23 protein-coding genes and 1 tRNA gene are annotated in these 23,314 nt (G+C 44.8%); 15 read left to right on the plus strand and 9 right to left on the minus strand.

Annotated elements, in window-relative coordinates:
* Both IM485_RS00180 and queF read right to left on the minus strand, forming a co-directional pair.
* Window positions 1-619, minus strand: a 619-nt coding sequence (locus tag IM485_RS00180) for a tetratricopeptide repeat protein (protein WP_287740423.1), incomplete at its 3' end; no start/stop codon positions are given.
* A 328-nt stretch (window positions 620-947) separates the two neighbouring features.
* Window positions 948-1,343, minus strand: coding sequence for a preQ(1) synthase (queF, locus tag IM485_RS00185; RefSeq protein ID WP_002740916.1), 396 nt, complete (start codon window positions 1,341-1,343; stop codon window positions 948-950).
* A 228-nt stretch (window positions 1,344-1,571) separates the two neighbouring features.
* On the opposite strand from queF, the gene IM485_RS00190 reads away from it, so the two are divergent.
* From IM485_RS00190 to IM485_RS00205, 4 genes are all read left to right on the plus strand, one after another.
* Window positions 1,572-2,753, plus strand: coding sequence for a M20 family metallopeptidase (locus IM485_RS00190; protein ID WP_104397244.1), 1,182 nt, complete (start codon window positions 1,572-1,574; stop codon window positions 2,751-2,753).
* A gap of 22 nt (window positions 2,754-2,775) precedes the next feature.
* On the plus strand, window positions 2,776-3,240 hold the full coding sequence (locus tag IM485_RS00195; protein ID WP_104397245.1) for an MEKHLA domain-containing protein: 465 nt from the start codon (window positions 2,776-2,778) through the stop codon (window positions 3,238-3,240).
* A gap of 121 nt (window positions 3,241-3,361) precedes the next feature.
* Window positions 3,362-4,063, plus strand: a complete 702-nt coding sequence (gene pyrF, locus IM485_RS00200) for an orotidine-5'-phosphate decarboxylase (RefSeq protein ID WP_287740490.1) — start codon at window positions 3,362-3,364, stop codon at window positions 4,061-4,063.
* The gene (locus tag IM485_RS00205; RefSeq protein ID WP_287740425.1) at window positions 4,027-4,563 is read left to right on the plus strand and encodes a hypothetical protein; all 537 of its coding nucleotides are present in this window, start codon (window positions 4,027-4,029) and stop codon (window positions 4,561-4,563) included. The genes pyrF and IM485_RS00205 overlap by 37 nt, the downstream gene beginning before the upstream one ends.
* Here IM485_RS00205 and prmC read toward each other — a convergent pair.
* The 4 genes from prmC to IM485_RS00225 all read right to left on the minus strand — a co-directional run bounded on the left by prmC (window position 4,560) and on the right by IM485_RS00225 (window position 7,366).
* Window positions 4,560-5,444, minus strand: coding sequence for a peptide chain release factor N(5)-glutamine methyltransferase (gene prmC / locus IM485_RS00210; RefSeq protein WP_287740427.1), 885 nt, complete (start codon window positions 5,442-5,444; stop codon window positions 4,560-4,562). The genes IM485_RS00205 and prmC overlap by 4 nt on opposite strands.
* Before the next feature lie 5 nt (window positions 5,445-5,449).
* Window positions 5,450-6,250 carry a Tic22 family protein gene (locus IM485_RS00215; protein ID WP_287740429.1) on the minus strand — a complete coding sequence of 267 codons (801 nt, stop codon included), beginning with the start codon at window positions 6,248-6,250 and terminating at the stop codon, window positions 5,450-5,452.
* A 388-nt stretch (window positions 6,251-6,638) separates the two neighbouring features.
* Complete coding sequence (locus IM485_RS00220; RefSeq protein ID WP_104397250.1) at window positions 6,639-7,073, minus strand: hypothetical protein; 435 nt, start codon at window positions 7,071-7,073, stop codon at window positions 6,639-6,641.
* A gap of 220 nt (window positions 7,074-7,293) precedes the next feature.
* A tRNA-His gene (locus IM485_RS00225) sits at window positions 7,294-7,366 on the minus strand.
* A gap of 102 nt (window positions 7,367-7,468) precedes the next feature.
* Here IM485_RS00225 and IM485_RS00230 point away from each other — a divergent pair.
* Complete coding sequence (locus IM485_RS00230) at window positions 7,469-7,855, plus strand: DUF4359 domain-containing protein (protein ID WP_104397251.1); 387 nt, start codon at window positions 7,469-7,471, stop codon at window positions 7,853-7,855.
* Window positions 7,856-7,931: 76 nt separating this feature from the next.
* Here IM485_RS00230 and IM485_RS00235 read toward each other — a convergent pair whose 3' ends face one another.
* Complete coding sequence (locus IM485_RS00235; protein WP_287740431.1) at window positions 7,932-8,456, minus strand: DUF3122 domain-containing protein; 525 nt, start codon at window positions 8,454-8,456, stop codon at window positions 7,932-7,934.
* Window positions 8,457-8,783: 327 nt separating this feature from the next.
* On the opposite strand from IM485_RS00235, the gene IM485_RS00240 reads away from it, so the two are divergent.
* Complete coding sequence (locus IM485_RS00240) at window positions 8,784-11,411, plus strand: chloride channel protein (RefSeq protein ID WP_287740433.1); 2,628 nt, start codon at window positions 8,784-8,786, stop codon at window positions 11,409-11,411.
* Window positions 11,412-11,419: 8 nt separating this feature from the next.
* Here IM485_RS00240 and IM485_RS00245 read toward each other — a convergent pair whose 3' ends face one another.
* Window positions 11,420-11,800, minus strand: coding sequence for a DUF1830 domain-containing protein (locus IM485_RS00245; protein ID WP_016516404.1), 381 nt, complete (start codon window positions 11,798-11,800; stop codon window positions 11,420-11,422).
* A gap of 906 nt (window positions 11,801-12,706) precedes the next feature.
* On the opposite strand from IM485_RS00245, the gene IM485_RS00250 reads away from it, so the two are divergent.
* The 9 genes from IM485_RS00250 to IM485_RS00290 all read left to right on the plus strand — a co-directional run bounded on the left by IM485_RS00250 (window position 12,707) and on the right by IM485_RS00290 (window position 20,366).
* Window positions 12,707-15,454, plus strand: a complete 2,748-nt coding sequence (locus tag IM485_RS00250; RefSeq protein ID WP_287740436.1) for a type I restriction endonuclease subunit R — start codon at window positions 12,707-12,709, stop codon at window positions 15,452-15,454.
* Window positions 15,455-15,482: 28 nt separating this feature from the next.
* Entirely contained in the window at window positions 15,483-15,653 is a 171-nt protein-coding gene (locus tag IM485_RS00255) for a type II toxin-antitoxin system HicB family antitoxin (protein ID WP_002734875.1), read from the plus strand.
* A gap of 9 nt (window positions 15,654-15,662) precedes the next feature.
* A complete protein-coding gene (locus IM485_RS00260) occupies window positions 15,663-17,120 on the plus strand; it encodes a restriction endonuclease subunit S (RefSeq protein WP_287740438.1) in 1,458 nt (485 codons plus the stop codon).
* Window positions 17,121-17,317: 197 nt separating this feature from the next.
* Complete coding sequence (locus tag IM485_RS00265; protein ID WP_002734461.1) at window positions 17,318-17,716, plus strand: GxxExxY protein; 399 nt, start codon at window positions 17,318-17,320, stop codon at window positions 17,714-17,716.
* Window positions 17,717-17,760: 44 nt separating this feature from the next.
* Window positions 17,761-18,102: a hypothetical protein gene (locus IM485_RS00270; protein ID WP_287668526.1), complete on the plus strand. Its 342-nt coding sequence runs from the start codon at window positions 17,761-17,763 to the stop codon at window positions 18,100-18,102.
* Window positions 18,089-18,409: a type II toxin-antitoxin system RelE family toxin gene (locus tag IM485_RS00275; protein ID WP_002733533.1), complete on the plus strand. Its 321-nt coding sequence runs from the start codon at window positions 18,089-18,091 to the stop codon at window positions 18,407-18,409. The genes IM485_RS00270 and IM485_RS00275 overlap by 14 nt, the downstream gene beginning before the upstream one ends.
* A gap of 24 nt (window positions 18,410-18,433) precedes the next feature.
* Window positions 18,434-19,921 (plus strand): class I SAM-dependent DNA methyltransferase, encoded by a 1,488-nt coding sequence (locus IM485_RS00280; RefSeq protein WP_287740440.1) that lies wholly within the window; start codon window positions 18,434-18,436, stop codon window positions 19,919-19,921.
* Between the two features lie 48 nt (window positions 19,922-19,969).
* Complete coding sequence (locus IM485_RS00285) at window positions 19,970-20,161, plus strand: gamma-glutamyltransferase (RefSeq protein WP_287740441.1); 192 nt, start codon at window positions 19,970-19,972, stop codon at window positions 20,159-20,161.
* The gene (locus IM485_RS00290; protein ID WP_353845993.1) at window positions 20,154-20,366 is read left to right on the plus strand and encodes a gamma-glutamyltransferase; all 213 of its coding nucleotides are present in this window, start codon (window positions 20,154-20,156) and stop codon (window positions 20,364-20,366) included. The genes IM485_RS00285 and IM485_RS00290 overlap by 8 nt, the downstream gene beginning before the upstream one ends.
* A gap of 69 nt (window positions 20,367-20,435) precedes the next feature.
* Here IM485_RS00290 and IM485_RS00295 read toward each other — a convergent pair whose 3' ends face one another.
* The gene (locus tag IM485_RS00295; protein WP_287740443.1) at window positions 20,436-23,141 is read right to left on the minus strand and encodes a phycobilisome rod-core linker polypeptide; all 2,706 of its coding nucleotides are present in this window, start codon (window positions 23,139-23,141) and stop codon (window positions 20,436-20,438) included.
* Window positions 23,142-23,314: the final 173 nt, after the last annotated feature.

Below are 23,314 nucleotides of genomic sequence, written 5' to 3' on the forward strand. Positions count from 1 at the left end.
ATAGGGCGAGGTCGGGTTTCCCCTGTCCGGCGTAAAGAAACCCGCGATTGTTGTAAGCCAGGGCCAATCGGGGATTAATGTTGATCGCCTGATTGTAATCGGACAGGGCGAGGTCAGGTTTCCCCTGTTGTTGGTAAAGAACCCCCCGATTGTAGTAAGCCTCGGCCAATAGGGGATTAATGTTGAGCGCCTGATTGAAATCGGACAGGGCGAGGTCAGGTTTCCCCTGTTGTTGGTAAAGAACCCCCCGATTGAGGTAAGCCTCGGCGTATCGGGGATTAATGTTGATCGCTTTGGTGAATTCAGCGAGGGCGAGATCGTATTTTTCCTGTTGGATGTAGTCAATTCCCCGGTTATAGTGGCCGATCGCGTCTTGATTGTTCCCTTGAGCGATCCGGGTTTCGGCTGGTTGTCGGCTCTCTAGCGCCATGACGGGGCGAACAGTCGCGAGGGTGGAAAGGCTGATTAGGCTGACGGTGGTAAGAAGGGCAAAGGATTTCATGGCTAGTTCCTCACTGGGGGTGATTTGAATTCTACTTAGGGTTTGCTGAAAAAGTTTTTCCCGGGGGCAGGGTGTGGGGTGTAGATCACGCCAAGGGCTGGCAGTTTTTGATTGCAAAAAAGCCTAAAAATATTATCCAACAAGGTTTTTAGATTTATTCAGCCAGCCCTACTTATACTAAATCTGGTTATTAAAAACTGATGATTTATTCTCCATTTTGCCTCTTGCCTCTTGCCTCATCTCAATAAGCAATTTAAATGCGCGGGCAGTTTACCTAGCAGCAGTCAAAGGCAATCAACCAACTCTTAACGATAAGATTCAAGCTCTAAGTATAGAGGACAATTTTAAAATAAGTATTGAAAACAAGGACAGCAAAAAACTTGAACAACAAAAACTAGAACAGCTAGAGATGGGGGCTAACCCATCCCCAAACTAGACAATTATGCTATTCTTTTTTATACATCACCTCCACCACGGTATGAACGTTACCCCTGGGATGAAAATCCCCCTTAACTTTCATCTGCAAGGGTTCGCAAGCGGCCACCAAATCATCTAAAATTTGGTTAATTGCTTCTTCGTGAGAAATATAACGATCGCGATAACTATTAATATAAAGTTTAATCGCCTTTAATTCCATCACCTTTTGATCGGGAACGTAGCTAAGATAAATAGTGGCAAAATCGGGATAACCGGAAAAGGGACATTTACAGGTATATTCAGGCAGGGTGATCTGAATATCATAATTTCTGCCAGGACGTGGATTAGGGAAAGTAATTAATGTTCCTTCGGCAATTTCTCTTTCCCCGTACTTAACTTCAATTTTTTCGGAAGACTGAACCATGTTTTTTTCCTAACTAGACACTGTTTCCTATCATAGCTGGAATATTCTCTCAAGAGGTGTTACCGAATCAAGAGATGAATAGTAACTCCCGTATCCTCTTGACAAATTAGCTTAGTCCTGGGTTGAAAGAGTGCCGAGAAGACAGTTGAGACTGAAAATCAGCCAAGCCCAATTTTCAGGTAAAAAATGCTCTATGATTAACCCTAAAGATACTGTAAAACTGGTTTCATGCTCTCCGAGATTAAAAACATAGCCGAGAGTCTCGCACCCCGATTAGTGGAGATTCGCCGCCACATTCACGCGAATCCAGAGTTAAGCGGGCAAGAATATCAAACTGCCGCCTATATTGCCGGGGTTTTGTCTTCCTGTGGTCTATCGGTGCAGGAAGCGGTGGGAAAAACGGGAGTTAAGGGAGAATTGGCGGGAAAAGGCAGTGATCGAAGGATTTTAGCCATCCGGGCCGATATGGATGCCCTACCGATCCAAGAAAAGACCGATTTAGACTTTGCTTCCCGCAAACCGGGGATTATGCACGCCTGCGGTCACGATGTTCATGCTACCGTCGGTTTAGGGGTGGCGATGGTGCTTTCCCGTCTTTCGGAACCTTTGGGGGGAAAAATACGCTTTCTCTTTCAACCAGCAGAGGAAATCGCCCAGGGGGCCAGTTGGATGATCCGGGAGGGGGTGATGCGGGATGTCAGTGCCGTTTTCGGGCTGCACGTTTTCCCCTCGATTCCGGCCCGATCGATCGGGGTTCGTTACGGGGCCTTAACTGCGGCTGCCGACGATCTGGAGATTTTTATTCAAGGAGAATCCGGCCACGGGGCCCGGCCCCACGAGGCGATCGATGCTATCTGGATCGCCTCGCAAGTAATCACCACTTTGCAACAGGCAATTAGTCGGACTCAAAACCCTTTGCGTCCCATTGTCCTCACCATCGGCCAGATTAGCGGTGGTCGCGCCCCCAACGTCATCGCCGATCAGGTACGCATGGCGGGAACCGTGCGATCGCTGCACCCAGAAACCCACGCCCATCTCCCGGAATGGATCGAGAGTTTGGTCACGAATGTCTGTAGCACCTATAACGCAAAATGTCAAGTAAAATATCGCCGGGGTGTGCCATCGGTGCAAAATGACCAATTTTTAACCCGTTTGGTGGAAGAAGCTGGTTTAGAAGCTTGGGGACAGGATCGGGTTTTAATTCTCTCGGAACCCTCCATGGGGGCCGAGGATTTTTCCCTTTATTTGCAACAGGCCCCGGGGACAATGTTCCGTCTGGGAGTGGGTTCTTCTCACCTCCTCAATCCCCCCCTTCACCATCCGGAATTTTTAGTGGATGAGTCGGCAATTCTGACGGGAGTGATTACTTTAGCCTACGCGGCCTATAAATATTGGCAAAGGGAAGATTAAACCAGTTTTTCAAGATAATTTTATGGAAATTTGGGAAGATTTAGCTATTATAGCTTGGACAGAATTGCTGCTGGATAGTTATGAACAGTTAATCGGGCGATCGCTTTTACCCTGGATCGGTACTGGCAAAGAACAGAGTAAAATGCTCTTTTATGCCCCTTTTGTGCTAGTTTCCCACGGTACACAAACTAATCCGATCTTCAATTATGGTAATCGCTGCGCCCTCGATCTCTGGGGTTTAACTTGGCAAGAATTATTAGCAACTCCTTCGCGAGCAACGGTAGAGGGAGAGGAACCCGCCCAAGAACGCCAAAAAATGCTGGATTTAGTCAAAAAACAGGGCTATATCAACGATTATCACGGGGTAAGGATCACGAAAAATGGTCAACTATTTCGCATCGAAAAAGCGATCGTTTGGAATATCATCGATCGTGATGGCATTTACTGCGGACAGGCTGCCACTTTTGCCGATTGGATTTTTCTCTGATTTAAGCTGTACTGCCTTTAAACTCCGTCCCCACTTCCCCACTTCCCCACTTCCTTCTCCCCGCTTCCCTCTCCCCACACCCCACACCCCACACCCCACACCCCCACTGTATCGCCCCAATATGACCAACTCAGACCGAATTATTGTTCCTCTCGATGTGCCGGATTTAGAATCAGCGATCGCACTGCTCGATCTGTTGCCGGAAGTCAATTTTTGGAAAGTGGGACTAGAATTATTTGTCAGTAGCGATGCAGAAATTCTAGGGATTCTGCAAGAAAGACAAAAAAAGATCTTTCTCGATCTCAAATTCCATGATATTCCCAATACGGTCGCCGGGGCCTGTCGTTCCGCCAGTCGCTATCAAGTGGATTTACTCACCCTCCACGCAGCGGCCGGACGGCAAGCACTGACGGCGGCTAAGGGGGCCATCTCTGACCTGCTATCGCCGCCAAAACTTCTCGCTATCACCGTTTTAACCAGCCTTAACGCCCGCGAATTAGCCCTCGACCTCAAAATTTCCCTAGAACTATCGGAATATGCCTTAAATCTGGCATTATTGGCCAAAGAATCGGGAATTGATGGGGCGGTTTGTTCTCCCCAAGAAGTGGCGCAATTGCGTCGCGTCTGTGGAGAGGATTTTCTCTTAGTTTGCCCCGGAGTTCGTCCCTCCTGGTCAATCAAAGGGGATCAAAGTCGGGTGATGACTCCGGCCCAAGCGCTTAAAGCTGGGGCTGATTATCTAGTAATTGGACGACCGATCACCGGTGCGGAGGAGCCAAAAATAGCATGGGCAAAAATTTGTCAAGAATTAGCCGATATTTAGGGGTATTACTGGTTATTTTCGGGATTAACTTCCCGGCCGTTAGTCGTCCTCTTTCTAGCTGTCCAGAGGATTTAAATCTTTTAGTCGATCGCCTCTTGTCAGATTTACCCAGTTATGCTAACCGAGTTATTACCCGCTCCCAAATCGATCAAGAATTATCTACACCGGTTTTTGTGATTATTGCCGGTCGTCCCGAATTTGCACCCCTACCTTTAAGTGCTAGTCAATATTCCGGTCAAATTGCCGATGACACTCAACAGGTTTTTTTTACGACTTTAGAGCGTCAGTATAGTAAAAATCGCTCTGTCACTCTCCAGAATTATCATTGGTTATTTTTAACTAAAACTGGGGAAGGATGGCGATTAGTGACGGTTTACAGTCAATTAGCTTCCCTTGAACCCGCTCAAGTCCCCTTACCTCCCCTAGAAACCAGTCAAGGGACTATCGGCCAAGCGGTGCGTCTCTGGCTGCGGGACTGCGAAGCGGGGACATTGCGCTAAATTCGCTCGGCCAAAACAAAGCGATCGAAACCTGCTAGGTCGTTAATAATCTGAATTTGTCGATAATTGCCCTGATTTTCCAGCATTTGCACTACTTTTTCCCCTTGACCGGCTCTCATTTCCACTAGCCAAAGGCCTCCCGATCGCAGATAATCGGGAGCAGTGGCCACTAGATAGCGCAGCGCGGTCAATCCGTCTTCACCTCCATCGAGGGCCAAACGGGGTTCATGTTCCCGCACTTCAATTTGTAGGTCGAGGATTTCTGCACTGGGAATATAGGGAGGATTGGACAGCATACCGCTAATCTGTCCTTTCCACTTCTCTAGGGGTGTCCACCAAGAACCCTGTTTTAAGATAATTCTGTCGGCAAAACCCGTCTTGATGATATTTTCTTTGGCGATCGCTAAAGCCGTTTGACTGTAATCAATAGCATATATCTCTGCTTTTGTCAAGATACTGGCTAAACCAATAGCGATCGCACCGCTACCGGTTCCCAGATCTACCCAGATTCCCCCGTCGTCTCCTCTGACGGTTTCTCCAACGATATCGATTAATAACTCGGTTTCGGGACGAGGAATTAAGACCCCCGGGCAGACTTTCAGGGTAAAGTTACGCCAGACCACCGATTCGAGCAAATACTGCAAGGGAACCCTTGCTTGCAGGCGTTTTTGCCAGCGTTCAGTAATTTCCGACCAGGAATAACTCAAGGGGATTTTTTCTCGTTCCCGAAAGGATTGTAAGCGCAGGGAAAGAGTATCTAAATCTGTCACTGCTTGCAGAAAGATATCCACTTCTTTCGGAGATAGTTGCGCTTGCTCTAAATCAGCGATCGCCTGTTGGCGCCATTGACTTAATTCTTGACCAGAAATACTAGCAGACACAAGGCTTAACGATTGGGGGCGGGGGGATTATTGGTATTATTATTAGGGCGTGGCTGATTTGCCGGCGCTTGGTTGGGAGCATTTTGGTTGCTATTTGCTCGGATAAAATCAATCGTTTCTTGGCTAGGATAGAGGAGAATTTTAGTTAAAGCTTCATCGTTACTTTGTTGTAGGGTGGCGATGACACTTTCTAAGGGAATAACATCAATTTTCACCGTGGCTGCTTCGGCGGGATTAGCTTTTTTATATTGTTCTACCATTTGCAAAGCGGCGGCTTTTTCAAAGAAGAAAGGAATAAAATCCTGATTATTGCGACTGATTACCAGAAAATTACTCTCTTTTCCCGCTTTCGGCACAAATAAAGGTACACCACCTTGATATTGTTGACCTCTTTCACTGAGCAGTTTTTTCGCCGATTCTACTTCCGACTCTTTGGGAACAAAATCGACAATTAAACGATTTTGTTCGGTTTGACTGGTTTGCATTTTATAAACTTGCGCCAAAGAAACAGCCTGAACTTTAACTTTGCTGGCCACTTCAGGATTCTCTTTTTTCAGTCGTTCAAAAAAGTTTTGTGCGTCCTGCTTACTGATAAAAACTCCCGTGAATTTCTGTTCTTTTTCTCCCACGGCAATTAAGGGGACTCCTTGATCATCAGCAATAGCGAAGACAGGTACAGACTGCAAGGTTTTGACGATTTGTTCTTCCGGTAAAGCGAGTGCTTTAGAATAGCTGCCCAGCAGCGAAGTCAACATTGTCGTCCCTACTAAACCAAGGGTTGCCGTCCAACGAATGAGAGATTTCATCAAAATAATTACCTCGTTATTACTATTAACCAATATTTGCCGTTAATCTGAACTATATCGTCTACTTAACTCCTCCGATCAGGAGTTTTTTGATGAATAACCAGCCACGAAAGTTCCCTTTATTGGCTTGCTTCTGAACCATCATAGCTAAAAAGATCCGCACTTGGTCAGATGTGGTGGCAGCGTCAGCCCGGAAACAGGGGCAACTTAGGGGCTGATCTGGAGAATAATAGGAATTAATTAGAGTTTTTAAGCTAAATTCTCCGAAAAAATCGCTTTAGATCTGGTTTAAGCTTGCTTTTGCCCTAATAAGCACCAACTTAAGATCAAAAGGCTTCCTCTTGTGTGAATCAGTTAGTCAACCGGCTACTCTTTGATCTTGGCACTGCTAATGATTTTCCGAGAGATGGCGCGGATGGGCGATCGCTAACCGCAGCCATTGATAGGAAACTAGATTTAAAATCAGTCCGATGATCAATAAAATTGCCATGAGAGCGATTTGATACCAAGCGATCGGTCTGACCAGAAGATCAGCGATGAGATGGGCTAAATTTAAGATAGAATAGAGAATTGTTAGCCAGAAATGGGTTTTTCTCAAGGAGCGACTTTCGCTAAAATTGACCCCGATAATCGCTAACATTGGCAGCAAAAAAAAGAGCAACATTCCCCAGAAAATCGGATCGAGATTGCTGGTTTGATGACTCTCGACGATCGATTGACCATGGAAGAGTGGCATTAACCCCAGTTGGGTGTGAAATAGGGTTCCCAAGAGGAATGTTGTCCAGAGAGCGGCAATTTTTTCGGGATATTTCGCTGTTTTCACGGTAATTATCCTCTGAATTAGTTAATATAAAAGCTCGGGCTAGGTGAGAAAGTAAGTAGTCGTGCAAAATTAATTTCCCAGTCGAGACGGGATACAGCTATTAGGCATCAGATTTGAGTTTTCAGTTCTCTGTTTGCTCACATCAGCAGAACTACTACAAAAAGGAAGTTGATTTAGTGCGAATTTTAGCCTAGCCTGAAATCGAGGGTCTTGAAAAGAGGGCGAACGAGGGGACTTGAACCCCCGAATGGTGGAACCACAATCCACTGCCTTAACCACTTGGCTACGCTCGCCGCACACCTTTTTAAGTATAGCACAAGACGAATGATTGACAACAGGTTTTTTATCCTATTTCGGGCTATCGTTAGGGTAAGTGAGTGATGATTTGAGAGCTTATGAAATTGGCGCGGTTAGGGGGAATGGTGTTAGGAGTGGTTTTAGGGGGAATTGCGGGTATATTGCTGACAACTAACCCTAATCGTCAAGATTACGAACAATACGCTTCCCAGAGGTTAACTAGCTATCTTAAGGATAATGTCTGCGCTCGGGCGCAAGCTTCCCCCGAGGTGCAAGCTCTCTTACGGGGTTACTGTAAAATGTTGGTGGATACGGGTCATCCTTTTTTACAAGAAGCGATCACCACTAACACATCTAGAAAGAATTTTCTCATTTTCAGCGTTTATCAAACGGAATTATCGTTCCCTCCCCCTTTACCTAGTTATCAATTCAGCAGCGTCGGTTTTTTGAATAAATTGTACATCTATGAAGCTTTAGAACTGTAGTCAGGCAATTGAATTTGTCCGAGAGTGATTTTCTTGTAGTGGTAATAGCTGAAACTTTTGCTAATTGAGTATTTTTTTATCGTCGGTGATTGGGATTTCCCCCATTTACGGAAAAAAGCAGACTTTGCCATTCCAAAAGTACAGGAGTAGGGATACTGAGAGAGCGGGGATTGTCTAGGGGGAGGGAAAGCTCGATCGCTTCGGTAACGGGTAGCTGCGCTAAGATATCCTGCATCTTGTATTGACCAACGTTAGCTGCGGGTGATTCTTGGGCAAAAGCATCCTCAGCCGCTAAAATTTGCCCTTTAGCAGTGGTTATCGTTAATCTTTCTGGGTGAAGAAACTCAATCCCCTCTGGAAATCCCACCAAGCGCAAACTAATTTCTACCGTTTCCCCATCTTTAACTCGTTTGAATAACACCACCTGCCAAGGACTACCAGTATCATCGCGCAAACTATGACGGGATTGATACAACAGCTGCCCCGGTCCTTCTGACTGTTGTCGAGTTAGAGCTAGTGCGGACAAGGAAAAATCGATTTGAAGGCTGATAAATACCAAAAAACTGACGAGAACACAAAATAATAAGAGAAATCGTTTCATAACTTTATTGACATTAGCTAAAAAATATGATAAGAGCTTCGGCACTTGAGGCAAATTAACATAATTAGGGTTTGCTGAAAAAGTTTGTTGGTGGGAGCAGGGTGTAGGGTGTAGGGTGTAGGGTGTAGGGTTTTACCGATTTTCAGGTAGTCAATTACCTAATTTTCAGGGGAAAAGTCCCGGAATTTTCCCCCTGAGTACTCCCGGTCTCGGCACTTTTGGATTTCAAAAAGGTCTAAAAGTCTTATCCCACAAGGTTTTTAGATTTATTCAGCCAACCCGAAATAAATCCTCGCTCCGCCATTGCCTTGATTCTCCCTGATAATTATGGGACTTTTTGCCCGTCACCAAAACCTCCGTCAGTGGTTTAAATCCCAACACTTCGGACGTAGCGCCACCGATAGTCGTTATGCTTTACTGGTCGCCTGTTTAATCGGAATTCTCTCCGCCCTTGCCGCTATTATCCTGAAATTGGGCATCGGTTGGTTAGGTGGTTGGCGGGTGCATCTAGTAGCCAATTCCTCTCCTTTCCTAGTTTTGCCCCTCGGCGGTTTTCTGCTCGGTTACAGTGCCGGTTGGATTGTCGAACACTTCTCCCCCGCGGCCGCCGGGGGTGGTATTCCCCAAGTAAAAGCGGCCTTAGCTAAATATCCTTTGCCCCTGTCTTGGCGCGTTGCCGTCGTAAAAATGATCGGGGCGATCCTGATCCTTGGCGGTGGTTTAACCCTTGGTCGTCGCGCCCCCACGGTACACATCGGGGCAGCCCTAGCAGCCCAGTTAAGCGTCTGGCTGCCCACCAGTCCCGATCACCGTCGTCAGATGATCGCAGCCGGGGCAGCCGCTGGGTTAGCGGCCGGTTTTACTACTCCCATCGCCGGAGTCCTCTTTGTGATCGAGGAATTAATGCGCGATGTTTCCAGTATGACCCTAGAAACGGCGATCGTGGCTTCCTTTACCGGGGCCGTGGTTTCGATGATGCTGCAGAATACCCCCTCGATCATCACTGAATATGCCAATATTAGCTTCTCTGCCCAAGAAATACCCTTTTATGGCCTTTTGGGGGTTTTAGCGGGCTTATTGGGAGCTTTATTCAATCAAGGCATCCTTTTTTGTAGCCAGATGCAGCGGCGTTGGCGGTTATCTCTGGCTTGGCGTATCGGTCTGGTCAGTTGCTTATCGGGAACGGTAGTGGCTTTTTTACCCGACTTTTTCCGAGATAATACGGGTTTACGCGAATTTTTGCTGGCAGGGGAATTAAGTTGGCAGAATACCGCCCTCGCTTTTGTGGTCTATTTTTTCCTGACGATGATCTCCTACAGTTCTGGCGCTCCGGGAGGACTCCTCGCCCCCGCTTTGGTGTTGGGATCCTGTTTGGGGTTTCTGGTGGGGGGAATCGAGACGAAAATTATGGGTTTCGGCAACGAAGCTAGTTATACTTTAGCCGGTATGGGGGCTTTTTTTACGGGAGTAGTCAGGGTTCCGGTAACGGCGATCGTTATTGTCTTTGAACTGCATCGCAATTTTAATGTTGTGTTGCCCCTGATGTTGACCTGTGCCGTTTCTTATATCACTGCCGAAAGCATTCGCCCCGGTTCCCTCTATCAGCATTTACTTTCCGCTAGTGGTATTATTCTCAACGAGGAAACCCCTGCTAATGATGTGCTGGCCCATCTGTCGGCTATAGATGTGATGCAATCGCAGGTGGAAATTCTGCCGGCGGATTTACCCCTAGGGGAAGTGGTGAAAATTATGTCTCGTTCCCATCATCGCGGTTTTCCGGTGGTGGAACAGGGGCGACTATTGGGGATTTTTACCCAAAGTGATCTGGATAAATGGCGATCAAAAAACAGTCAAACCGTCCTACGGGAGATCATGACTCCCAATCCGATTACGGTGGCTCCCCAAGCAGCTTTAAGCGATGTTTTATTTCTGTTAAATCGCTATCAGCTTTCCCGTTTACCCGTTACCGATGGTCAAAAACTGGTGGGGATCATCACCCGCACCGATATTATCCGGGTGGAAGCTGATCAATTAGGGGGAGTTTGTCAACTGCCCCAACGCAGTACCCCTTCCTATGTGGTTTATCAAACTCGTTCCCCGGCTGTGGGAATAGGTCGGATTTTATTACCTATTGCCAATCCTGACACCGCTACCGCTTTGTTTAAAATTGCCGCCGCGATCGCCCGTGAACGCAATTATGAGATAGATTGTCTCTATGTGATTACTGTGCCTCGTCTTAGTTCTCCGGCGGAAGTCCGGGTAGATACGCGGGAAGGACGCAAATTACTTCATCGTCTGGAAAGATTAGCGCGACAGCAGAATATCTCTGTTCATACACAAATTTCGGTGGCTCAGGATATCGCCGAAGGGATTTTGGCCACGATTCGCGAACGACACAGCAATTTATTAATTATGGGTTGGACGGGGGAAAGATCCACCACTGGGGCGATTTTTGGGGTTTTAGTCGATACTTTGATTGCTCAGGCCCCCTGTGAAACCATCTTGGTAAAATTGGGAACAAAGGATTGTTTTCCCAACGATCCTAATCGGGAAAGGATTTGGCTGATTCCCACCGCCGGCGGTCCCAATGCCGAACGCGCCTTAGCATTATTGCCTAGTTTGCTGTCTTTGTCCGAGTCTTCGGATCATCCCAAACTTTGGTTATGTAAAATCTATTCTCCGACGGAGTTACTGCCAGATCTGTCTATTTTGGAAGTTTTACAAGCATCTTTACAAAAAGCGATCGCACAGCCGATTGTGCCTTTACCGATTCGTTCGGCCTCTCCGGCCGAGGCGGTAATTAATCTGGTAGAATCGGAGGATTGTTCTTTGGTGCTTTTGGGTGCATCTAGAGAAAGCTTGCTCAATCAGTTATTAAATGGCAATATCCCCTCGACGATTGCCCGTGCCGTTAATTGCACTGTGATTCTCGTGCGAGGGGAATTATCAGATTAGTTTATTAGCTAGGCGGAAGCTAAACTTAAACCAAACGGTACGGTATTGTCAATTTTCGCCCCTTGACTTTCCTCTAGGGAATGGGGGTAGAATATTTCCCCCTCTAGTTGACCATCGGAGTCATCGTCATCCCCATCGCTGATATAAAGGCGTTCACAGGGGATATTATCGGAAAGGATGGCACTGGCCATCATCCCCGTATGAATCTCTAAGAAAGCATCCGCTAGGGTCTCAAATACTAAACGCTGCCCCGGGAAAACCACCCTTTCAAAATACCAGTTAGCAATATTGGTGATGCGAACAATTTGAATATGATTGGTCGCATTGACATAGCAACAAAGAATACTATTTTTCTTGCCGTTGGGGAGGGGATCGAGAATCTGTGCCATAGCAATCGGGGTGATCTTAAAGTGGGTTTGTCATCGCTCCTTCACCGTAACATCCTTTGATCCCCGATAGCTGTAAAGATGATTACATTACTCTGATAAAAATCTACCGATAGCTTTTTCTGGTGATAGAAAGCGGTTTTTATTAAAAAATAATTAAATTTAACTAATGCCTAGTTTTGGCTATTTGTCAAGGGGGTAACTGCGCTTTTTTGCTGTTTTTCTTGATTTTTTGCCCAGCTATTTAGGGTTTGCTGAAAAAGGTTTTCGTGGGAACAGAGTGTGGGGTGTGGGGTGTGGGGTGTGGGGTTTTTCAGGGAAAAAGTCCCGGAATTTTCCCCCCGCTCACTCCCAGATATGGTACTTTTTGATATCCAAAAAGTCTAAAATTCTTACCCAACAAGGTTTTTAGATTTATTCAGCTGGCCCTAAGTATGCGCTCTCTGATTCTATCTTTTAGTCCCTGTTCGGTAACAATATCAACAACATTGTCAAGTTCACTACCGTTTAGCGGACTAAGCTGCACTGAATTTAAACTGCGTATTGAAAATTTAGTACAAATGCTCAAACTGCCTCTTGCTGCTCCCCTGCAATCTTAACGAGTAATTTAGATAGTCAAGAGCTTACCACCTAAACTCGGTAGCTGGAAAAAGGTTAATTGTCTCAGTTGCTGATTTTAGCCTCTAGATTAATCATCGAGAATTGAGCAAGCGATCGCATTTATGAGCTGATTTTAATTTATTGAGGGTCAGTAAGAATAGCGATAATTGACATTTCTTAAGACCTTATCTCCGACCACTGATAATTAATATTAAGATAAAAAAAAACTTTCTAAAATCTGCTTAGATAAAGATAAATATTGACATTTGCCGTTAAATTAGTCAGCTTATCGCGCCAAATTTGCTAACCATGCCTTCCAGCAATCAAACCCCAGAAAACCAATCGCGTGAACTGATTGACGAACAATTGCGTCAAGCGGGATGGTCTGTCCAAGATAAAAAAGAAATCAACTTCAATACCAGTTTGGGAGTGGCTATCAGGGAATATCCAACCGATAGCGGATTCGCTGATTATGTCCTGTTTGTGGATAGAGAACCCGTCGGTATTATTGAGGCCAAACGAGAGGAAAAAGGCTTCTGTTTAACGGTGGCGGAGGAACAATCCAACAAATACGCTAATAGTAAGCTGAAATATATCAATAACCGGCCCCTTAACTTTATTTACGAAAGCACAGGCAAGCTGACGCGCTTTACCAATCGCCGCGACCCGAAACCTCGTTCCCGTCTTGTTTTTTCCTTTCACCGACCGGAAACCCTGCAAGAATGGCAAGATAAACCCAAAAGCTTGCGGGATAAACTGCAAGATATTCCCCCCCTTGACCCGAATGGACTGAGAGAATGTCAAATTAAAGCTATTACCAACTTAGAAGCCTCCTTTAAGCGAAATTTTCCCCGGGCCTTGCTGCAGATGGCCACGGGAAGCGGCAAAACCTTCACCGCTATTACCGCTATTTATCGCCTCCTAAAGTTTGCCGATGCCAAACGGGTGTTATTTCTAGTCGATACCAAAAACTTAGGAGAACAAGCTGAAGGGGGGTTTAGGAATTTTGTTCCCAATGATGATAACCGAAAATTTACCGAACTTTACAACGTTCAGCGATTATCCTCCAGTTATCTGGCCAAAGATGCTCAGGTCTGCATCTCAACCATTCAAAGACTCTATTCTATCCTTAAAGGGGAAAGTCTTGATGAGGCTGCCGAACAAACCAACCCGAATGAATTAGTACAAGGGAAACAACCCGTCCCCGTGGTCTATAATCCGAAAGTTCCTCTTGAATTCTTCGATTTTATCGTCATCGATGAGTGTCATCGCTCGATTTACAACGTTTGGCAACAGGTTTTATTATATTTCGACGCTTTTCTGATTGGTTTAACCGCCACTCCCGACGTGCGGACATTTGCCTTTTTCCATGAAAATGTAGTTAGTGAATACAGCTACAAACAAGCGGTAATGGACGGCGTAAACGTAGATTATCAAGTCTATACTATTGAAACGGAGATAACCAAGAATGGCGGGCGTATTCTCAGGGAATACATCGAAAAAAGGGAAAAATTAACCCGTGAAAAACGCTGGGTACAACCGGATGAGGATATTGTCTATACCGGCAAGCAACTTGACCGAGATGTGGTCAATCCCAGCCAAATACGCCAAATTATCCGCACCTTTCGCGATAAACTGCCAGAATTATTTCCCCATCGCCAAGAAGTCCCGAAAACCCTGATTTTTGCCAAGGATGACAGCCATGCTGACGATATTATTCAGATAGTCCGGGAAGAATTTAGCGAAGGGAACGATTTTTGCAAAAAAGTTACCTATAAATCGCCAGAAGACCCGAAATCTGTGCTTTCTCAGTTCAAAAATTATTTTAATCCCCGTATCACCGTTACAGTCGATATGATTGCCACGGGAACCGATATTCAACCCCTTGAGTGTTTAATTTTTATGCGGGATGTCAAATCTCGAAACTACTACGAACAGATGAAAGGACGAGGTACACGCACCCTTGACCATGATGGTCTCAAAAAAGTCTCTCAATCCGCCCTTTCTGCCAAAACTCACTTTATTATCATCGATGCTGTCGGTGTGGAACAATCAGCCAAAACCGATAGCCGGCCCCTGGAAAGAAAATCCAGTGTCCCCTTAAAAGACCTGATGATGGGCATTATGAGGGTAACAGACGATAGCGATGCCTATATCTCCCTAGCCTGTCGTTTTGCGCGATTAGAACGACAAATCACGCCAAAAGAAGCTGAAAAGATAAAAGAAATCACCGGAGGGGCAACTTTGGGAGATATGGCCAAAGCCCTGCTTAATGCCACAGACCCCGATAATATTGAGGATAGGGCCAAAGAAACCTATCAAACCACAAATCCGACCCCAGAACAGTTAAAAGCGGCGGAAAAAGCCCTTACTCGTGCGGCTGCCGGCTATTTGACTGGGGAATTGATTGATTACCTTGAGAATGTGCGGAAAGTACACGAACAGTACATAGATACTCAGAATCTCGATAGGGTGACATTTTCAGGATGGAGTGAAGCGCAACGGATAGACAATCAAGCCCTAATAAATGACTTTACAGCCTTTATTGAGGCAAATAAGGACGAAATCACCGCCCTGCGTATCCTCTATAACCTGCCCTATCAACAGCGTCCCGTCACCTATAAAATGGTCAAGGAAGTCTTAGATATTCTCAAAAAAGACCGCCCCAACCTAGCGCCAGTGAGAGTATGGGCAGCCTATCAACAGATAGAAGCGGTGCCAAGCAATCCCACCAGTGAGTTAACGGCATTAATTGCCCTAATCCGGCGTGTTATTGGCTTAGATGAGGTTTTAACCCCCCATGAAAAACGCATCGATAAAGCTTTTCAAACTTGGGTTTTTCAAAAACAGGCGGGCGCATCAGTAAAATTCAATCAAGAACAGATGCAATGGCTACGGGCAATCAAGGAACATATTATCAGTTCTTTTGCCTTAGAGCGAGAGGATTTGGACTATACCCCTTTTGATAGTATGGGGGGAATCGGTAAACTCCATCAGCTTTTTGGCGATGAGATGGAGGCTATTATCGAGGAATTAAACACCGCTTTAGTGGCATAAAATACGAAATCAAAAGGACTCTTAAATCATGAAACATAAAATCATTCTCTATCAATCCGAAGAAGGCTGCAGCGTCTGTTGTCCGGGGTTGCCCGGTTGTTGGTCCCAGGGAGAGACAGAGAAAGAAGGGTTAAGCAACATTCAAGACGCAATTACTGAATATTTGTCAGTTATTGAGGAATTATTTCCTACAAATTAAGGAGTAAATATGACCTTACAAGATGTGATGGAATTAGCCAACTCAAATTATTCAGATTTACCCCAAGGATGGAAGTGGGTAGAATTAGAAAATGTAGTGGATATTTTGGATAAGCATAGAAAGCCAATCAATTCAACAGAAAGACAGAGCAGAATAGAGGGAAAAACTTCTAATCAACTATATCCATATTATGGCGCTACTGGACAAGTAGGTTATATTGATAATTATCTTTTAGATGGCGATTTTTTGTTATTAGGGGAAGATGGTGCGCCCTTTTTTGAACCTTTTAAAAATGTGGCTTACTTAGTACATGGAAAAATATGGGTTAATAATCATGCTCATGTTTTAAAAGCTCATGTTTCTAACGCTTATTTATGTTATTTTCTGAATCAAGTTGATTATCATAATTATGTAACTGGTACGACTCGATTAAAGCTTAATCAATCGTCCATGAGAAAAATACTCATAAAATTACCACCTCCTTCCGAACAACATCGAATTGTCGAGAAAATTGAAGAATTATTCTCGGAATTAGATAACGGGGTTGCATCCCTGAAAAAAGCGCTAGAACAACTAAAAACCTACCGTCAAGCGGTGTTAAAATGGGCATTTGAGGGCAAATTAACCGAAAAATGGCGCAACACACATCAAGACAGTCTAGAGGATGCCGATACCCTATTAGAACAGATTAAAGCTGAAAGAAAACGCCATTATCAGCAACAATTAGAAGACTGGAAACAAGCACTTAAAGAATGGGAAAATAACGGCAAGGAAACCAAAAAACCCACCAAACCCCAACAGCCAAAAGATTTACCTCCCCTCACCAAAGAAGAATTAAGCAATTTACCCAGTTTACCTAATGGTTGGATGTGGGTGAAAGTTGAAGAACTTGGAGAGGTACAATTAGGAAGACAACGTTCACCTAAAAATCGTTCAAAAGACTTTCCAACTAAGTATATTCGTGCTGCAAATATTACAGAGAAAGGTCTTAATCTAGATGATATTATGGACATGGAATTTACCCCATCAGAACAGGAAAGATATAGATTAAAATATGGCGATATTATTTTGTCTGAAGCTTCTGGAAGTTCCGAACAAGTTGGTAAACCTGCAATGTGGAAAAATCAAATTAAAAATTGTTGTTTTCAGAACACTGTGATTCGTCTCAGACCTATTTGTATATCAAGTGAATATCTTCTTAATCTCTTTCTAAGCTATTATCGTAATGGTGTTTTTTCCCAAGTAGCATCTGGTGTAGGGATTAACCATTTAAGTGCGAATAAATTTTCCTTGATTACTGTTGCTATTGCTCCTATGCAAGAACAAACCAAAATCGTGCAAGAAATCGAATCAAGATTATCAGTATGTGACCAATTAGAAGCCACCCTCACCGAGAACTTAAACAAAGCAGAAGCATTGCGCCAAAGCATCTTAAAACGGGCCTTTGAGGGGAAACTCGTACTATGATTAGGAATGATTAAATGAGGACTATGATTGAGGGATTGATGGGATGCTCAATTCAAAAACTTTTGATATTCGTAGCAAAATCTAATCATAGCCAATCAAAAAATCACATAAATCACAGTACGGGGGGTTAGAAAAATTATGTGACCCGTAGTAAAATCTAATCATAGCCAATCAAAAAATCGTATCAAGTCAATAGCATGAGTTACGTTTCTTCTCAATATCCAGACAGCGAATTAACAGGTAAAATAATCGGTTGTGCCATGGAAGTACACCGCATACTAGGAAACGGCTTTCAGGAAAAAATCTATCAACGCGCCTTAGCCATAGAAATGACATATCAAGGAATTTCCTTTAGTCAAGAACACGAAATGAATATCATTTATAAAGGAACACATATCGGCACAAGACGAGTTGATTTTTTCGTAGAAGGAAGGATAATGTTAGAAATCAAAGCTGTCATTAAACTTGAAGATGTTCACCTCGCACAAGCCATTAATTATATAGAAATTTATAGACTTCCCATCGGTTTACTAATTAACTTTGGCTCAAGAAGCTTAGAATTTAAACGAGTCATGAAACCAAAACCAAAACCATGATTAGGAATGATTAAATGATGACTATGATTGAGATAACTAATAGGATGCTCAATTCAAAAAATCTGATACTTGTAGCAAAATCTAATTATAGTCAATCAAACAACCACACAAAATATAGTACAGAAATGGCACAAGCAATTCGTCAAACCACCTTCGTTCAATCCGATGGAACAATAAAAATCGACACCCCCCAACTTCCCCAAGGGGCAAAAGTCGAAGTTATTGTCATCCTCGAAGACAATCCTCAAACCCTGTCAGCCGAAGCTTTAGCTATAGAAAGACTGCCCCAATTAGATAATCCCAGTCAATTAATTACTCTTATCGAAGCAGACCAAGAAATTGACGAAGATGAGCTAAAACAGTGGGTTGCCAATGAGCAAAGCTAAAAATCCTTATATTGTTCAAAGCGTCAAAGAATTACAAAATGACATCTCGCAATTACCGCCAAAACTGCAACAAAAATGGCAAAACTATCAAAAAATACTCGCCTTAGACCCCTATCAAACGTTAGGATTTCCTAGTCATAACTTAACAGGAAAACTCAAAGGATGTCGTGCCTTAGAAATCGATTGGAATGGAACCCCCTACCGTCTTGTTTATCGCATCCATGACAAACCTTCTCCTAAACGAGTGGTTATTCTAAGCTTTGCTGAACATGACCCTGCTTATGAAAAAGCCAAAAAACGCCAATAAAACCCTAATAAACAAACCAATGTCATGAATACCGCCTCAATTGTGTCAAAAGTTTGGAGTTTTTGTAACACCCTGCGGGATGATGGGGTCAGTTATGGGGACTACCTTGAACAACTCACCTACCTCCTATTCCTGAAAATGGCTGATGAATACGCCAAACCGCCCTATAATCGCAAAATCGGCATCCCCTTTGAATACGACTGGCAAAGTCTGCGGAGCAAACGAGGGGCCGACCTCGAAGCTCATTACCTCGGCATATTACGCGAATTAGGGCAAAAAAAAGGCTTATTAGGGCAAATCTTCACCAAAGCTCAAAACAAAATCCAAGACCCTGCCAAACTGCTCAAAATCATCACCATGATAGATGAAGAAAACTGGGTGATGATGGAAACGGATGTCAAAGGCGACATATACGAAGGACTTCTAGAAAAAAACGCCGAAGACACCAAAAGCGGCGCCGGCCAATACTTCACCCCCCGGCCCTTGATTTGGGCCATGGTAGAATGCTTGCGTCCCCAACCCATGGCAACTATTGCTGACCCTGCCTGTGGAACCGGCGGCTTTTTTCTGGCAGCCTATAACTTTTTGGTCAAAAATTATCCCTTAGACCGAGAACAGAAAGAATTTCTCAAAAAAAGCACCTTTCATGGTAACGAAATCGTCGCCAATACAAGACGCCTGGCATTGATGAATATGTTTCTGCATAATATCGGCGATATTAACGATGAGCAATGCTTTATCGCCTCCACCGATGCTCTGATTGCTCCTTCTCCCCTTAGCGTCGATTATGTCCTTGCTAATCCCCCTTTCGGCAAAAAAAGCAGCCTAACTTTTACCAATGAAGACGGGGAACAGGACCGAGAAGACTTAACCTATAATCGTCAGGATTTTTGGGCAACCACTTCTAATAAACAACTCAACTTCGTCCAGCATATTCGTTCCATGCTCAAAAGCACAGGACAAGCTGCCGTGGTTGTCCCCGATAACGTCCTTTTCGAGGGTGGCGCCGGGGAAACCGTCCGCAAACAACTATTATCAACCACCGACCTGCATACTATCCTCAGATTACCCACCGGTGTATTTTATAAACAGGGAGTGAAAGCCAACGTCATCTTTTTTGATAATAAACCCGCCGCTAAAGACCCTTGGACAAAAGCTATCTGGTTTTATGACTTTCGCACCAATATTCACTTTACCCTCAAGAAAAACCCCTTAAAACCAGCCGATTTACAGGACTTCATCACCTGTTATCATCCCCAAAATCGTCATCAACGCAGCGAAACCTATTCAGAACAGAATCCCGAAGGACGTTGGCGAAAATTCACCTATGATGAGATTATCGCCAGGGATAAAACCAGCCTCGATATATTTTGGCTCAAAGATAAAAGTTTAACCGACCTTGACAACCTTCCCGACCCCGATGTGCTGGCTTTGGAGATTATGGAAAACCTCGAAGCTGGACTAGAAAGCTTTCGGACAATTGTGGACAGTTTAGAAGTAACCGAGACTTAATGCTTCCAACTTCCATGGGGGAAGGTGAGAAATTCTAGACTAATACACTTGTTCGCACCATTAATTCTATACCATGCTAGTGGTTTTACCCTCGAATTGGGTCATCCTAACCGCATTGCTCCCGCTAAACGTCCTTTTCATACGATTATCCCCAGTTTTCTCCGTTGGGATGATGGCACTTTTGATGGGTGCGCCGATGCAACACCAAGGACCCCGACAAATGGCGGTAAACATGGTTGACCATCATTTCAATCCTCAAACCGCCCTTGATGCCCCTAGATGGCGATTTTTACGGGGAAACAGCGTACTTTTAGAAAGGGGTGCAGCCCCCGAATTACTGCCCAGATTAACCCCCAGAGTCCATCAGGTAGCGATCGCAGATTCCTCCCATTTTGGCAAGGGTCAAATTATCCGGCAAATTGCGAACCTCGGTCCGATGGGTTAGCTTTGGGATACTAAACAAAAAAAAAGCTCGTGTTGAACACGAGCTAAATTAACTAACTTCAAGGACTAACTAGCCACCGACCTTAACTACTGGTTTAAAACTGGGAACAACCAGTTCACTATCCTGTTTAGTCAGCTTATTGTATAAGCGTTCCGTATTGGGGAAATTAGCGGCCGGTAGAGTCGGGAAACGACGATAGGGAACCGTATCTTCACCAAATAATTGTAGGTATTCCATGCTATTAACCATGGCACCGATAAAGGCTTTTAATCCCTTAGTTGCCAGAATTTGGTTATATTTCTGGATTTCTTTTTGATTCAAGGGAGCGCGACCTAAGAAGTGCTTAGTTCCCAATTCAATTACTTTCGTATTCGGATAGGGAGCATAGAATTCTTTCAGGTAAAGATCCGAACAACCCAAACCCTCAATAAATTCTTTCACCGTGATCTCAGCATTGCTTAATTTACTCTCTAAAGCGGTAAATTCGGCATTGATGATATAGGGTTCGAGATCCCGTTCAAAAATCTGACGATAGGCAGCGCGAACAGTATTTTGTACGGCAACTTTATCGAGATTAGTTAACAGTTTAAAGACCTTAGTTTGTTCCCGTTGAACCGTGACACCTTGACCGACACGAGATTGAATATCGGGTTCAGTGCGAATCGAGACCGAAGGTGTACCCAATTCAATAAAGCGCGGGGTTTCCTCTTTATCAACTCTTTGGCCGATATCTTCGCGGAGATTGCCCAAACGCACCATCCGTAACTGCATCCCTTGGGGAGTTAGATAGCGCTCGTAGGGAACCGTATCTTCGCCAAAAGCTTCCGTATATTCAGGACTATCGATCAGAGCATCGATTAAAGCATAGAAGCCTTTTTTCGAGCAGATATCGAAGTATTGATTCATTTCCTGACGACCGTAGGTGGGACGACCGAGCAGACGACGGTGAATATATTCGATCGCTTTCACCACATAGAGAGGAGTCCAGTAGATTTTCCGGAAAGTCTCGGATTTAGCTAGGGTTTTGATAAACTCACGCAGAGTAATATCGCCATTTTCTAACTTAATCTCGGCCACGGATAAACGCTGACCTTCGTAGGGCATTCGACCGAAAACCTGACGATAAGCCGCTAAAATCACTCTTTGGGTGGAACTTTCGCCAAATTTAACGCTTACCCCATTGCTAGAACCGGGTAACTCGTTATTGAGACGGAAAACTTTCGGTCCCAAAGTACCGGGGAATTCACCTCGGGCGCCGGGGTTGCTATTTTGGTTATTAGTAGCAGGTCCGCGGTGGATGAGGATACGTTTGCTATCTTTACCAAAGGGAGCGGGACTAGAACTAGGTTCGCGGGTTTCTTTCGGGAAAATTGCCCCAAATTGGATTTCTAAGGGGTCATTTCCAGAACCGTAAACGTGCTGATCCGGTAAGGGGCGATCGTATTTAGCAAAGGTGGTGATAAATTGGGGAACTTTGCGGAAAGGTGCGCTGTAGTTAAACAGGTCGATCTGCATCCCCCAGTTACGACATTCCTGCGCTTCTGCACCCAAACCCCGGAGATAGGGAACGGTTTCTTCGCCGAAATAGTCAGAATACTCCTGAGAATCGACTAAAGCATCGATTAACGCCCCTAAACCGCCGCTAGAGACGATCGAGAAGTATTTCTGCACTTCTTCCCGGGAGGAAGGACCGCGACCGAGGAAATGACGGAAAGCCAATTCTAGGGCGCGACTATTGATAAAAGGTTCAAAGAACTGTTTACGATAGAGAGGCGATTTACCGAGACGACGGACGAATTCTTTCATCGAGATGTCGCCGTTTTTCACCTTCGATTCTAGGTCAGAAATGGACTGACTATAGGCGCGGGTGATGTCCCGTTCAAAAATTTGTCTGTAGGCGGCCTTGATAATCGAAGATTTTTCCGACTCCGATAAACCGGTTTTCATGACAAACTTTTGTCGTTTTTCGGCACCATTGTAGTAGCTTTGGGGAAGACTTAAACCCTGTTGGTCACTACTGGGACGCTGACGCAGTTTATTAGAGGGGGTGGGGGCTTTTAATTCCCCTAGTAGGATATTGAAATAGTCACTGATTAAAGTGACCGCATCCTTGTCTCTTTGGAAATACTCGATCGAAGCGGCCCGCATTTCCTGTAGGGCCACGATGGTGGCATCAATGGAACAGGCATTTTCGAGAACTTCCCTTAAACCGCGGGTATTAACGATCAGGATACTGGTATCACCAGCGACGATCGCATAGGTAATGTAACGCAGGAACCAGGATAAATCCCGGAGGGACTTCTGCATATTGCTCGGACCGTAACGAGAGACGTTAATCGGTCGGAATCCGGGGGGAATTGGGCCGCTAGAGGCGAAAATCCCTTTTAAGCCACCGAGAAGGCCACCACCGCCACCGGAGCCGCTTTCCGCGTAGGTAACGGTTCCTAATTTCATCCCTTCCTGGACGTTGATAACTTTACCCGCACCCACCAGGGCCAATTCTTCCACGGGGGGTTTTTCTAGGTAGGCCATGGGTGAACCACCGGTAAAAATCCGGTTAGCTGCCCGTGAGACGATCAGATCGGAGTTCCGGGTGAGCGTTTGGGCAATATCTAAACGCTTGCTCCCCGATTGGAAGTAGGCGATTAGTTCATTGAGTTCGGGTTTATCGAGAAAGCGGTCTTGTTGTTCTGCTTGGGTAATGGCAGATACCGGGACGGTTTGATAGAGTTGGGGACGCGCTAAGGAGCTGCCACCGCTTGCCTTAAGACTCATTGGATTTTAACTATCTCCCTTGACGATGTGCTGAGTTCTCCAATCGTGGAGGCGATCGGTCTTAAAACCAGATGTTTAAACATTTAATCAGCATCTAGATTAAAACTTTTTGCGCTTCCTGAGATAGTTTATTAAGAATTATATAGATTTTTTTCGCTCAAGTGGCCGATTGG

The organism is Microcystis sp. M169S2 (assembly GCF_020245865.1).
Classification (GTDB): Bacteria; Cyanobacteriota; Cyanobacteriia; order Cyanobacteriales; family Microcystaceae; genus Microcystis; species Microcystis ichthyoblabe_A.